Source organism: Streptomyces sp. NBC_01116 (genome assembly GCF_041435495.1).
GTDB lineage: Bacteria > Actinomycetota > Actinomycetes > Streptomycetales > Streptomycetaceae > Streptomyces.
The window spans coordinates 7,076,334-7,088,382 of the sequence record NZ_CP108644.1 but is presented as its reverse complement, the minus strand read 5'-3'; the positions used below and the strand labels follow the sequence as shown (position 1 = coordinate 7,088,382).

13 protein-coding genes are annotated in these 12,049 nt (G+C 70.4%); 4 read left to right on the top strand and 9 right to left on the bottom strand.

The window, feature by feature from the left end:
- Positions 1-2 precede the first annotated feature (2 nt).
- Positions 3-677, bottom strand: coding sequence for an AIM24 family protein (locus tag OG245_RS31040; protein ID WP_371626655.1), 675 nt, complete (start codon positions 675-677; stop codon positions 3-5).
- Positions 678-748: 71 nt separating this feature from the next.
- Here OG245_RS31040 and OG245_RS31035 point away from each other — a divergent pair, with 71 nt between their 5' ends.
- Positions 749-1,498 carry a peptidyl-tRNA hydrolase gene (locus OG245_RS31035; RefSeq protein WP_371626654.1) on the top strand — a complete coding sequence of 250 codons (750 nt, stop codon included), beginning with the start codon at positions 749-751 and terminating at the stop codon, positions 1,496-1,498.
- Between the two features lie 242 nt (positions 1,499-1,740).
- On the opposite strand, the gene OG245_RS31030 is transcribed toward OG245_RS31035, so the two are convergent.
- The 7 genes from OG245_RS31030 to OG245_RS31000 form a co-directional block, all read right to left on the bottom strand.
- On the bottom strand, positions 1,741-1,866 hold the full coding sequence (locus OG245_RS31030; protein ID WP_371626653.1) for a hypothetical protein: 126 nt from the start codon (positions 1,864-1,866) through the stop codon (positions 1,741-1,743).
- Positions 1,867-2,029: 163 nt separating this feature from the next.
- Positions 2,030-3,004: a carbohydrate kinase family protein gene (locus OG245_RS31025; RefSeq protein ID WP_371626652.1), complete on the bottom strand. Its 975-nt coding sequence runs from the start codon at positions 3,002-3,004 to the stop codon at positions 2,030-2,032.
- Between the two features lie 139 nt (positions 3,005-3,143).
- On the bottom strand, positions 3,144-4,370 hold the full coding sequence (gene metK, locus OG245_RS31020) for a methionine adenosyltransferase (protein ID WP_371626651.1): 1,227 nt from the start codon (positions 4,368-4,370) through the stop codon (positions 3,144-3,146).
- A gap of 47 nt (positions 4,371-4,417) precedes the next feature.
- Positions 4,418-5,065 (bottom strand): class I SAM-dependent methyltransferase, encoded by a 648-nt coding sequence (locus tag OG245_RS31015; RefSeq protein WP_371626650.1) that lies wholly within the window; start codon positions 5,063-5,065, stop codon positions 4,418-4,420.
- Positions 5,066-5,097: 32 nt separating this feature from the next.
- On the bottom strand, positions 5,098-6,126 hold the full coding sequence (locus OG245_RS31010; RefSeq protein ID WP_371626649.1) for a DMT family transporter: 1,029 nt from the start codon (positions 6,124-6,126) through the stop codon (positions 5,098-5,100).
- Complete coding sequence (locus OG245_RS31005; protein WP_371626648.1) at positions 6,126-7,124, bottom strand: PLP-dependent cysteine synthase family protein; 999 nt, start codon at positions 7,122-7,124, stop codon at positions 6,126-6,128. The genes OG245_RS31010 and OG245_RS31005 overlap by 1 nt, the downstream gene beginning before the upstream one ends.
- Before the next feature lie 57 nt (positions 7,125-7,181).
- Positions 7,182-8,168, bottom strand: a complete 987-nt coding sequence (locus OG245_RS31000) for a class I SAM-dependent methyltransferase (RefSeq protein ID WP_371626647.1) — start codon at positions 8,166-8,168, stop codon at positions 7,182-7,184.
- A 556-nt stretch (positions 8,169-8,724) separates the two neighbouring features.
- On the opposite strand from OG245_RS31000, the gene OG245_RS30995 reads away from it, so the two are divergent.
- The 3 genes from OG245_RS30995 to OG245_RS30985 all read left to right on the top strand — a co-directional run bounded on the left by OG245_RS30995 (position 8,725) and on the right by OG245_RS30985 (position 11,376).
- Positions 8,725-9,339 carry a class II aldolase/adducin family protein gene (locus tag OG245_RS30995; protein WP_371626646.1) on the top strand — a complete coding sequence of 205 codons (615 nt, stop codon included), beginning with the start codon at positions 8,725-8,727 and terminating at the stop codon, positions 9,337-9,339.
- On the top strand, positions 9,336-9,914 hold the full coding sequence (locus OG245_RS30990; RefSeq protein ID WP_371626645.1) for a cupin: 579 nt from the start codon (positions 9,336-9,338) through the stop codon (positions 9,912-9,914). The genes OG245_RS30995 and OG245_RS30990 overlap by 4 nt, the downstream gene beginning before the upstream one ends.
- Before the next feature lie 97 nt (positions 9,915-10,011).
- Positions 10,012-11,376, top strand: coding sequence for a helix-turn-helix domain-containing protein (locus OG245_RS30985; protein WP_371626644.1), 1,365 nt, complete (start codon positions 10,012-10,014; stop codon positions 11,374-11,376).
- 26 nt (positions 11,377-11,402) lie between these two features.
- On the opposite strand, the gene OG245_RS30980 is transcribed toward OG245_RS30985, so the two are convergent.
- Complete coding sequence (locus OG245_RS30980) at positions 11,403-12,020, bottom strand: TetR/AcrR family transcriptional regulator (RefSeq protein WP_371626643.1); 618 nt, start codon at positions 12,018-12,020, stop codon at positions 11,403-11,405.
- Between the last annotated feature and the right edge of the window lie 29 nt (positions 12,021-12,049).

Here is a 12,049-nt window from a genome sequence, read left to right as displayed (position 1 = left end):
GGTCAGTTGGAGGTCTTCTCCGGCCTGGCCTCGCTCGGCCGCACGATGACGAAGCCCTCGCCCTGGAGCATCAGCTGGACGGCCTCGCCGGAGCCGCCGCGCACCATCGAGCCGACGCTCTGCGAGCGGTTCAGGCTGGTCGTGAGCTGCTGGCTCCAGCCGACGACCGCGTCCGTGTCCACGTACACCGGCTGGGCGGCGGTCACGGGGATCACGATCGGGGTGCCCTCGCACATCAGGCCGAGCTTGCCGTAGCCGGTGAAGACGCTGTTGAAGAGGCCGCCGCCGGCCATTCCGGCGCCCTTCACGGTCTTGATCTCGTAGGCGATCGTGGGATCGAAACAGAGGACGTTGCGGCCGTTGATGGTGATGGAGTCGCCCTGGTCCAGCTCGACGATGAAGCAGTTCGCCGCCTCGTGCGCGAACCACGCCTCGCCCTGCCCCCGGACGGCCATGAGGGCCAGGCCCTCGCCCGTGACCGCGCGCTTGAGCATCCCGCCGATGCCCTGACCCTTGCGCTCGAACTGGAGGTTGCCGCGGAAGGCGATCATCGAACCCTGCCGGGCGTGCATCTCCCCGTTGACGGCGTACTTGATCGATTTGGAGTTCTGCAGGGTCATGCCGGGTGCGGTGGCCGGCTGGGCCATGTGCTCGCTGGAAAACAGATCGCTCTTCATGCGGAGCATCCTCACCCGGAGCCGGTCGTTCCGCCAAGCAGGTGACGCTTCCCGCCTGGCAGACTGGGACGGTGACCAGCAACGACACCTCATCCCCCGCCCCCGGGAGCCCGTTCCGGAGCGGCCCGACCGACCGCGACCAGGCGCAGCAGTTCGTGCTGCCGCTGGTGCTCCACCTGGAGAAGACGGACCCGCCGGCCCGCACCGACGCCCTGCGGACCGCCGCCCGTGCGGTGCTGACGATCCTGTCCGACGAGCGGTCTCTCGGGGACGGCGAGTGGGCCGGGGCGATGCGGGACTGGGAGGACGCCCGGATCCGCAAGGTCGTGCGCCGGGCGCGCGGTGCGGAGTGGCGCAGGGCCGCGGCGCTGGACGGCATCACGGTGACGGGCGAGGAAGGCACGGAGGTGCGGGTGTTCCCGCCGATCCCGCTGGACGGCTGGCCCAAGGAGCTGGCCAAGCTCCAGGTGTCGGGGACCGAGCTGGAGGACCCCGAGCCGCCCGCCGCCCCCGACCCGGCGGGTCCGGTGCTGTGGCTCAACCCGGAGCTGGAGATGTCGGCGGGCAAGACGATGGCGCAGGTGGGCCATGGCGCCCAGCTCGCCTGGTGGGAGCTGGGCGACCCCGAGCGCACGGCGTGGCGCGAGGCGGGCTTCCCGCTCTCCGTGGCCACCGCGACCCCGGCAGGCTGGCGGGAGCTGACCGCGAGCGGCTTGCCGGTGGTGCGCGACGCCGGGTTCACCGAGATCGCCCCGGGGCCGACCGTCGTCGCGGAAGGGGGCACGCGCTACTGCCCCACGCCGCGCCTGCGAAGCTCCTGAACGCTCCGCTCCGGCCCCAGCTCGCGGGCGCGCCACGAACGAGCCCTCCCGGGAGCGATGACGACCGGCATCGCACTCCTCCGCACAACGCGCGGTGCCTGAGGAGCCTGGCGGAGGGCGACACGACCTCGCGCGAGCTGAAGGCCGTGATCGAGGAAGTACTGGCTCCCGAGTACAGGGACCGGGCGCTCGTCGAGCTCCTGCGCTCCTTCGACGGGGAACCGCCCGCAGGGCGCGTTCCCTCAGGTCTGCGTTCCGCAGCTCCTGCCTGCCGGAGCCTTCAGCCCCAGCCTGATGGCGTGCCCCGCGTTGACGCCGTACGCGATGTCGCGCAGGAGGTTCCAGGCCTGTCGAAGCAGCATGCTCATCGGGCATCTCCACACGGTGTTGGCCCGGGACCGGGCGACGGAAGGGCCCCCCGAATCAACTATACCCACCTGTATAGCAACTGACGGCGCGTCGAACGGCTCCGCCCTTCCCCGGGTCGCGAAACCCGGGAAAGGGCGGAGCCGTTCGGCCGACGGGCCGCGGTCAGGACACGCGGGCGAGCCGCGGCTCGGCGGCGCGTGCCGCGTCGGCGCCGTACGCCCGTTCGATGCGGGCGACCAGATCCGCCGAGGTCAGCTTGTACTCCTGGGTGCCGACCGATTCGAGCACGGTGGTGGCCATGGCACAGCCCAGCCGCGCCGCCTGCGTCTGCGTCCACCCCCACGCCGTACCGGCGAGGAAGCCGGACCGGAAGGCGTCCCCCGCCCCTGTGGGGTCGGCGATCCGGTCGGTGGGCACGGCCGGGATCCCCAGTTCGGGGGCGTCGCGGCCGGCCAGGCGCACTCCATTCTCGCCCAGGGTGGTGATCCAGGTCCCGACCCGGCCGAGCAGTTCGTCCTTCGCCCATCCGGTGCGCTCGACTAGCAGGGCCTCCTCGTACTCGTTGGTGAACAGCCACCGTGCTCCGTCGACCAGCAGGCGGGCCTGGTCGCGGTCGAGCCGGGCCAGTTGCTGGGAGGGGTCGGCGGCGACGGGGATACCGAGGCGGTGGGCGGTGGCGGTGTGCCGGAGCATCGCTTCGGGGTCGTCGGCGCCGACGAGCACCAGTTCGGGCCGGGCCGCGACCCGCGCCAGGTCGATCCGCGGGGCCTCGGCCATGGCGCCGGCGTAGAAGGTGGCGATCTGGTTCTGGTCCTGGTCGGTGGTGCAGACGAACCGGGCGGTGTGCAGGGAGGTGCTGACCCGGACGGCGGACGTGTCGACGCCGTGCGTCCGCAGCCAGGCGTCGTACTCGGCGAAGTCCAGGCCCGCCGCGCCGACGAGGGCCGGCTCCAGGCCCAGTCGGCCGAGCCCGAACGAGATGTTGGCGGCGACGCCCCCTCTGCGCACCTCCAGCCCGTCGGCGAGGAACGACAGGGAGATCCGCTCCAGCCGCTCCTTGATCAGCTGCTCGGCGAAGCGGCCGGGAAACACCATCAGGTGATCGGTCGCGATGGATCCGGTCACGACGATACGCATGGACGACACTCCTTGGTCCGGTGGACGGGAGGGAGGCGCGGCACCGGGTGGCGGGTGCCGCGGCGGTCGGCGGTGCGCGGCCCGGGGAGAGCCGCGCACCGCCGGCCGGTGTGCCGGGGTCGGTCCCGGCGTTGCGCCGTCAGAGCGCCGCGACCGCCCTGCGCAGCGCGTCGGCGCGGTCGGTGCGCTCCCAGGTGAAGTCGGGCAGCTCGCGGCCGAAATGCCCGTATGCGGCGGTCCGGGCGTAGATCGGGCGGAGCAGGTCGAGATCGCGGATGATCGCGGCCGGACGGAGGTCGAAGACCTGCCGGACGGCGTCCACGATCCTGGCCACGGCGACCGTGTTCGTACCGAAGGTCTCCACCAGCAGGCCCACCGGCTCGGCCTTGCCGATGGCGTAGGCGACCTGGACCTCGCAGCGGGCGGCGAGGCCCGCCGCGACGACGTTCTTGGCGACCCACCGGGTGGCGTAGGCGGCCGAACGGTCCACCTTGGAGGGGTCCTTGCCGGAGAACGCGCCGCCGCCGTGACGGGCCATGCCCCCGTACGTATCGATGATGATCTTGCGACCGGTGAGGCCCGCGTCGCCCATCGGGCCGCCGATCTCGAAACGGCCGGTCGGGTTGACCAGGAGCCGGTACTCGTCCGTCTCCAGCTTGATGCCCTCGTCCGCCAGCTGGGCGAGGACGTGCTCGACGACATGCTCGCGGATGTCGGGGGCGAGGAGGCCGCGCAGGTCGACATCGCTCGCGTGCTGCGAGGAGACCACGACCGTGTCCAGGCGGACCGGTCGGCTGCCGACGTACTCGATGGTGACCTGGGTCTTTCCGTCCGGCCGCAGATACGGGACCGTGCCGTTCTTCCGGACCTCGGTCAGCCTGCGGGCGAGGCGGTGGGCCAGCTCGATCGGAAGCGGCATGAGGCTGGGTGTCTCGACGGTCGCGTAACCGAACATCAGACCCTGGTCACCGGCGCCCTGCCGGTCCAGTTCGTCGGGCTCCGCGGCGGTCCCGGAGTCGGCCTGCCGGGACTCCTGGGCCGTGTCGACGCCTTGCGCGATGTCCGGGGACTGCGCGCCGATGGACACGGACACGCCGCAGGAGGCTCCGTCGAAGCCCTTGGCCGACGCGTCGTAACCGATGTCGAGGATCTTCTTCCGCACCAGGGACGCGATGTCGACGTAGGCGGAGGTCGACACCTCGCCCGCGATGTGGACCTGGCCGGTGGTGATCAGCGTCTCGACCGCGACGCGTGATGCGGGGTCACGGCTCAGCAGCGCGTCGAGAATGGTGTCGCTTATCTGGTCGGCGATCTTGTCGGGGTGTCCCTCGGTCACGGACTCCGAGGTGAACAGGGAGCGGGACATGGCACTCCAAGGAGGTGGCGGACGGGGTCGGTGGCGCCTTGTCTCCGCTACGCCGTGGAGGCGGCCTTGCGGAAGACCCAGTAGTCGGCGCCCTCCTCCGCGATGTAGCAGGCGTCCGGCAGCTTGAACTGCAGCGTGGCCAGGGCGGCGACCTCGGGTGACAGGGCGAACTCCTCGAAGCCCGTCGCGGTGGCGTAGCTGCCGCGGGTGGAGACCAGGATCAGCCCGCCGGGCAGGGCGTACTCGATCAGGGTGAGCAGCGCCTCCGGGCGCACGTGGCCGAGGGTGAAGACCCCGCTGCAGACGACGATGCCGTACCGGCCCAGCCGCTCGTCGCGCTTCGGTACGGAGAGGTCCACACCGCCGAAGACCTTCCGGTAGGCGTCGGTCTTGCGCGCCTCGGCGGCCATGTTCTCGGAGAGGTCGACGCCGTCGATCTCGTACGCGCCCAGGGTGGCGAGGACGCTGCCGACGAGGCCGGTGCCGCAGCCGGCGTCGAATATCTCCGTCTCGGGCGTTCCGTAGGCGGAGGCGAGCAGATGCACGAAGTTGGCCGCGACCCTCGGCGCCACCCACTTCTGGTCCGCCAGGTCCACGTCGTAGCCCGATGCCCAGTCCTCGTAGTACTTCTTCAGCCCGGGGGCGTCCCCGAAGAAGACGTGGGACTGCTTGATGTTCGTGAAGGAGGTGCTCATGGAATTACCTCTCTGTCAGGCCGAACCGACGATCATGACCGTTCCTTTTCCCGTCCCGCCAGGGCGGCGGGCACATCCGGTGCTTCCGCGTTCCTCTCCTCGTCCTTCCCTCCCCCGCCGCCGCTGCCGCGCAATCGGGAGTTCCTCACGTCGAAGACCATGTAGACGCCGATTCCGGCGAGCACGAACAGGGCGCCGATGATCTCCGACCAGGTGGGCAGCCGGTTCTCCACCGGCAGGCTCAGAACCGCGCCGAAGATCGTCTCCGTGGCGAGCAACGGCCCCACCAGGGGAACCGGAATGCCCTGCGCCGCCTTCACCCAGATGAGAGTCCCCCACCAGGAGGCGATGACGCCCAGGAAGACGCACCACGCGATGATCTTGAACAGCGGATACGGCTCGAACGTCTCGGGGGGCGTGGAGGCGATGGCGAAGGGCAGCAGCACCATCGAGGCTCCGCCGGCCCCCATCGCCACCAGACCGGCCCAGAGCGTGGGGTCGGGCTTGGTCTCCCAGGTGCGTTGCGACTGGGCGTTGCGGACCACGAAGTAGGACCAGGTCAGCATGGCCCCGATCGCCAGCAGAATCGCGACGATCGAGTCGTTCGCGCTCTCCAGGTCCTCTCCCTGGATGAGGTCGGAGACGCTGAGGAGTCCCAGCCCGATGATGATCAGCACGACGGGCGCGATCAGTTCGCGCCAGGCCAGCCGTTTCTCCGCGAAGTTGCCCGCCACCGCGATGGTGATCGGCGACGATCCCACGACGACCGCGGTGATGAACCCGCTGTCCATGGTCGCCGAGTACGAGACGCAGACGTAGAAGACGAAGTAGCCCACGAAGCCGATGTAGAGGCCGAAGAGGATTCTCCGGGTCGGCATCAGCCGGAGCTGCTTCCGGCCCCTCCACAGGACATAGAGGCCGCACAGGCCGAACAGGGAATACCGGCCGGTGACCAGGAGGAGTTCACTCGCGGGCCGCACGGCCGCCGGTGCGACGAAGGCGAAGGCCCAGAGCAGGGCGGCGGTGAGCGCGGCGAGGACGTTCTTCGGCGTACTTCCCATTACAGGCTGTGTTCCCGTTCACGAGTTTCCCCGGTACCGAAGCCGTTCTGCTTCAGCCAGTCAGGGTTGTAGATCTTGGAGATGTACTTGTTTCCGCTGTCCGGCAGGACCGTGACGACGGTGGCCGGGCCCTTCAGCGACCGGGCCACCCGCACCGCGCCCCACACGTTCGCGCCCGCCGTTCCGCCGCAGACGAGGCCCTCGCGCTGCGCCAGGTGGTGACAGGTGGCGAAGGCGTCGGCGTCGCGGAAGCGCATCACGTCGTCGATCAGCGAGAAGTCCATGCACCGGGCCAGGTGGTCCTCGCCGACGCCTTCCACGAAGTACGGGGCGATCTGCCCGGGGTCGACGACCCCGTCGTGGAAGTAGCGGTAGTAGATGGAGCCGACCGGGTCCAGCAGGACGGAGGTGACGGCCGGGTTCTTCGCCTTGAGGAACCGGGAGACCCCGGAGATCGTCCCGCCCGTGCTGCCCGACGCGACGAACGCCGTCACCGAGTCCCCGAGCGCTTCCCATATCTCCGGGCCCGTGGAGCGGAAGTGGGCCTCGGAGTTGAGGGGGTTGTCGTACTGGTTCAGCATGAACGAGCCGGGGGTCTCGGCGTGTATGCGCCGCGCGCAGGTCACGTAGTGCTTCGCCGAACCGGGAGCGGCCGAGGTCGGACAGACGATGACCTCGGCGCCCATGGCCCGAAGGGCGTCCCGCTTCTCCTTGCTGACCTTGTCGGGCATGGTCAGGATCGCCCGGTAGCCGCGCGTGGCCGCCATCATCGCGATCGCCGCACCCGTGTTTCCGGAGGTGTTCTCCACGATCGTCCCGCCCGGTTCGAGCAGGCCCCGGCGTTCGGCGTCGGCGAGGATGTGCTGGACGATCCGGTCCTTGATGCTGCCGCCCGGATTCATGAACTCGACCTTGGCGAAAAGGCGAATACCGGCAGGAACGTCGAAGGTCGTCAGTTCAACAAGGGGCGTTCCGCCGATGATCGACTGAATGTTCATTCCGAGTCCTTACTCAGTGGCACCGCGGGGAGAATGATCCGGGCACGCGAGGAGACGTCAGAGAGCGGAGTCCGGGACCTTGACGGAGTCGAGTACCGCGACGGTGTGACCGACCTTCTGGCCCTTTTCCACCAAAGCGAGGGCGTCCACCGCCGATATCTCGTGCGGCGCCAGGTCCCTCTCCATCTGCAGGGCCTGTGCGCCGGCCGCCGCGACCGTGAGGCCGTCGAAAGCCTGACGCAACACGTCCACCGGGTAGAAGTGGAACGGCCCGAGCCCTTCCCTCTCCCACCGGGCGTAGCCGCCGACGACGTCGTGCGGTTCGGACTGGACCTTCCACGTGTAGGTCAGAATGCTGCCGTTGTATCCGGCGGCGCTGGAGAGGGACAGGATCTCCGACAGCGGCACCCTCGCCCCGATCGACGAGAGCACCCGGCCGCCGACCCGGAGGAGCGGGTGCGCCTGCTGGAGTGCCAGGTAGTGCAGGGTGACGAGGTTCTTCTCGGCGAAGCCGGGCACCTCCTCCCCGCGGTCCGCGATGAACGTCGAGCTCGTCTGGCCGTCGTCGAGGTCGCCCGTTCCCCCCATGGGGATGTTGGGGAGGTTCTCGTAGACGACGTCGACCTGCGCGATCCGTCCGGCGAGCGGCGCGAGGATGTCCCCCGCCCCTCCGATCAGTTCGACGTCCCGGCCGACGAGGTTGTTCTCGACGTTCTGCCGCGCGAAGTCGAGGACGTCGTCGTGCAGGTCCGTGAAGCCCACCGTGTGTGCCCGGAGGATCTCCACGGCCGCCAGGACGTCCAGGCCCGCGCCGGTGCCGATGGTGCAGAACTTCGGGGCGAGGACGCCCATCTGGGCGAGGGTGCGGAACGCGGGAACGGCGACGCTGGCGACCCAGTCCGCGCGCGGATCGTCCGCTTTCGGAAGGTACGAATGGTCGGAGAGCCTGAGTCCCACGGATGACTTGATCCGCTCCGTGTCCCCGATCCGGAAGAACTCGCCCGGCGACACGACCAGTTCTACATAGTCGGCTTGCGTACCCATTTCAGCCTCCTGTGACGTGGCGACAACTCTGCTTCTGCGAAACCTTCCGGCCCGCCCCGGACCGACTCTCGGTCGGCAGGGGCACGAAGCGGCCTGCACCGAAGGAATGCGGAAGTGGGTGACCGCCCCTGTTGAGGAACGGCATCCCTGCGGTGGAAGTGATTTCACTATCACCACCCCCAGAAGCCCTGTACAGGGCCGCCCTGTTGCCTCTCGACAGGCAACAGCAACACCACCGGACCGCTTGATCGGAGACAGTCGGCACGGTCACGGAAAACGGTCCGCCGGAAGGGTCCGGGCACGCGTTCCGCCGCACGGACGCGGCGGCCGCCCTCCCGGACCGCACCCGCGGTGAACCTTTCCGGCCATGCCGACGGGTGCCGTTGACACAGTGAGAATCGGCTCCCTAACCTGTAGCTATACCGGTTGGTATACATCGATGCCCCTCCCCCCACACCGAAGGAGAAGCACGCGTGTCGTTCCGCGTGTCCGGCCGGGCACCCGACCGGCCCCCGACTCCCCCCACCTCGGCAGAATCGGCAGAAGAAGAGAGCCCGTGAAGCCCGTACACGTCCACGAGGACGCCGAACTCCACCGTGAACTGCTGTCCCTCGCCTGCCGGTCGCTGGACCGGCGGGGCCGGCCGGACAGAGCCTCCGGCAGCGTCTCGGTCCGATCCGGTGAAGCCGTCATCATCACGACGGGCGACCTGAACGAGGAGTCGCTCCAGCAGGACGCCGTGATGGTCGACCCCTCGCAGGGGCTGCCCCTGCTCGGAGAGACCGATTGGCCCCCTCCCGAGACTCCGGCACACCTCGCGCTCCACCGGCGGCTCCCCGGCCGCGGAGCCGTGGTCCACGTCCACGAACCGCGCTCCCTGGCCCTCGCCGCCGCCGTCGGCGGGGCGCCCGGGGCCATCGGCGCACTGGTGGCGGTGGTCTCCCCGGAGCCGCGGGGCCCCTCCCCGCTCGCCGGCCTCCCCGGCCACCCGGAGCTCCCGGAGCTCCCTGACGAGGCGGTGGCCCTCCTCGTCGAGGGAAGCGGCGTCTTCACCTGGGGGCGTGACACCGACGAGGCCCTCAACAGGCTGGAGCGGATCGAGGAGCTCGGCCGTCCGCTCCTGCCGGAGCACCCCGCCCGCGCCGGCGCGGCCAGGGTGACGGTCTGGTGACGCTCCTGCAGATCATGGCGGCCACCGACCCCGGGGCGGTGCGCGTGCGGACGGAGGACCCGGACGTCATCCGCGGGGAACTGCTGAAGATCGGCGCGCGGTACGCGCGGTGGCACGCCGCCCGCCGGATTCCGGCCGGCGCCGACGACGCCACCATCATGAACGCCTACCGCAGCCACATCGACCACGTCAGCGCCGAGATCGGCTACCACGTCGTCGACATAGCGCGCCTGACTCCCGCGTCGTCCGACCCGGGCCATCGGGAACGCAACCGGGCGAACCGCGAGAAGTACCGCCGGGAGCACTTCCACGACGAGGACGTGGTGCGCTTCGTCGTGGCGGGGGCCGGCTGCCTCTACCTCCACGCCGCGGGCCAGGTGCACGCGATGCTCTGTACGGCCGGCGACCTGCTGTCGGTGCCCAGCCGTACGGCGCACTGGTTCGACGCGGGCGCGGACCCCCACTACACGGCGGTCCGCTTCCTCCGGGAGAGCGACCGGCACGGCGCCCGGTTCGTGCCGGACAGCATCGCCGCCCGCTTCCCGACGCTCGACGAACTGCTGGCGCCGTCCTGAGCGGTACGGCCCCACCCGGCAGACCTGCGCCGCCCGTGAGATCCGAGGCGCAGACAACGTGTGCGACTTTAGGGGATTCGCAGTGCTACGGAATTCATTGCACAGCACAGCAGTGACCCGGCCCGCCCACAGCGACTCGGGCTCCCCGCCCGACACCGGCGGCGGCCCGGGGACGTTCGGCGAACTGCTCCGCGCCCACCGCGAGCGGCACGGGTTCTCGCTCGCCCAGCTCGCCACCCAGGTGCACTTCAACCGGGGGCACATCAGCAAGGTCGAGACCCACAAGCGGACGCCTTCGGTGGCCTTCGCGGAGGCCTGCGACCGGGCGCTGAACGCCGGAAGTACCTTCACCTCCATCGCCACGGCCCTGGAAGCGACCGCCCGTCAGCGGCCGGGCCGGGTGCACCCGGCCCAACTCCCCTCGGCCAAGCGCTGCTTCACCGGCCGCCGGGAGTGCCTGAACCAGCTGACCCGCCGATTGCAGGACGCCGGCCAGTCCCTCGCCGTGCCGGTCGCGGTGATCAACGGGCCGCCGGGGGTGGGGAAGACCGCCCTGGCGGTGCAGTGGGCCCACCAGGCGGTCAGCGACGGCCGCTTCGCCGACGGGCAGCTGTTCGTCGACCTCGAAGGCCCCGAGCCGGGGACGGCGGCCGACCCGTTCGACGTCCTGGAGCACCTGCTCCGCGCGGTGGGCGTGCCGGGCGACAACATGCCGGCGGACCTGGACCAGCGCGCGGCCACCTTCCGCTCCTACCTGCACGGCCGCGAGATGCTCCTGGTGCTGGACAACGCCGCCGACGCGCAGCAGGTCCACCACCTGCTGCCCGGTTCCGCGGGCTGCGCCGTCGTGGTGACCAGCCGCTCGCGCCTGCCCGGGCTGCTGTCCCGGGTGGACGCCGTCACCGTACCCCTGGCGGAGCTGGGCCGGCCGGAGGCCGCGATGCTGCTCCGCGCGATGATCGGCGACGCCCGTGCGGACGCCGACCCCGCGGCGGTGGCGGTCCTGGCCGAACGGTGCGGCCGGCTTCCCCTGGCCCTGGTGCTGGCGGCCGAGCACATCGTGAGCTGCCAGCACCGCAGCGCGGACCAGCTCGCCACGGAACTGGAGTTGGACAATGCCCGGCTGAACCTCGCCGAGGGGGACGTGGTGCTCCGCAACTCGTTCGACACGTCCTACCGGGCCCTCGACGAGCAGAGCGCCCGGATGTTCCGGCTGCTCGGGGTGCTCCCCGGCCAGGTGATCGACGCCGCCGCCTCCGCGGCGACGGCGGGCGTCAGTCAGGACGAGGCGGTACGGCTGCTGCGCGGCCTAGCGAGCGCGCACCTGATCCGGCGGCAGGACGAGCGCCACTACCTCATGCACGACCTGTTGCGCGCGTATGCGGCGGACCTGTCACGACAGCTGGACGGCGACTCCGCGAAGCCGGGCCGGCAGGCGGCGGACACAGCCCTCGTCGCCTGAGGCCTCTCCGCTCCCCCGCCCGCGCGTCACGCGGTGAGCGACCTCTCGACGAGGATCGCGGCCACCTGCTCGGCGCGCTGCACGGCCCGGTCCACCGACTCCATGGAGCCGGCGATGGAAGCTCCCTCGTGGAGGATCAGCACCTGGGCGGCCAGCTCGGCGGGCGCCTGGGCGTTGCCCTCCTTCGCGAGGTCCTCCAGATAGGCGAGGAACCAGGTCTTCTGATCCCGGGCGACCTCCCGGCCCGGGTGGTCGTCCGGGAGCTCCACGGACGCGTTGATGAAGGCGCAGCCCCGCCGGTTCCGCTCGTTCATCCAGTCGCGCAGGGCGGTGAAGGTGGCCAGGATCCGCTCCCCCGCGGGCCCCTCCTGACCGTTGACGTGCTTCACCAGCGTGGAACGCCACAGTCCGTCACGGGCCCGCAGGTAGGCGACGATGAGGTCTTCCTTGGAACCGAAGCAGTCGTAGAGCGTCTTCTTCGTGACGCCCGCCTGCTCCGCGATCGCTTCCACGCCGACAGCCCGTATGCCCAGATCGTAGAAGAGCCGTGAGGCGGTCTCGAGGACCTTCACGCCGGCCGGCGTCAGATGCTGGTTGCCGCGGCGCTTTGTCCTTCTGCCGGTGGTTTCGCTGCTGATGGTCACTCATCGAACGGTACACCCAGCGGTATACA

What these genes read in the sequence shown, in the direction of transcription:
- OG245_RS31040 (WP_371626655.1), bottom strand. Translation starts at nt 677, where the DNA reads ATGAAGAGCGATCTGTTTTCCAGCGAGCACATGGCCCAGCCGGCCACC.
- OG245_RS31030 (WP_371626653.1), bottom strand. Translation starts at nt 1,866, where the DNA reads ATGAGCATGCTGCTTCGACAGGCCTGGAACCTCCTGCGCGACATCGCG.
- OG245_RS31025 (WP_371626652.1), bottom strand. Translation starts at nt 3,004, where the DNA reads ATGCGTATCGTCGTGACCGGATCCATCGCGACCGATCACCTGATGGTG.
- metK (WP_371626651.1), bottom strand. Translation starts at nt 4,370, where the DNA reads ATGTCCCGCTCCCTGTTCACCTCGGAGTCCGTGACCGAGGGACACCCC.
- OG245_RS31015 (WP_371626650.1), bottom strand. Translation starts at nt 5,065, where the DNA reads ATGAGCACCTCCTTCACGAACATCAAGCAGTCCCACGTCTTCTTCGGG.
- OG245_RS31010 (WP_371626649.1), bottom strand. Translation starts at nt 6,126, where the DNA reads ATGGGAAGTACGCCGAAGAACGTCCTCGCCGCGCTCACCGCCGCCCTG.
- OG245_RS31005 (WP_371626648.1), bottom strand. Translation starts at nt 7,124, where the DNA reads ATGAACATTCAGTCGATCATCGGCGGAACGCCCCTTGTTGAACTGACG.
- OG245_RS31000 (WP_371626647.1), bottom strand. Translation starts at nt 8,168, where the DNA reads ATGGGTACGCAAGCCGACTATGTAGAACTGGTCGTGTCGCCGGGCGAG.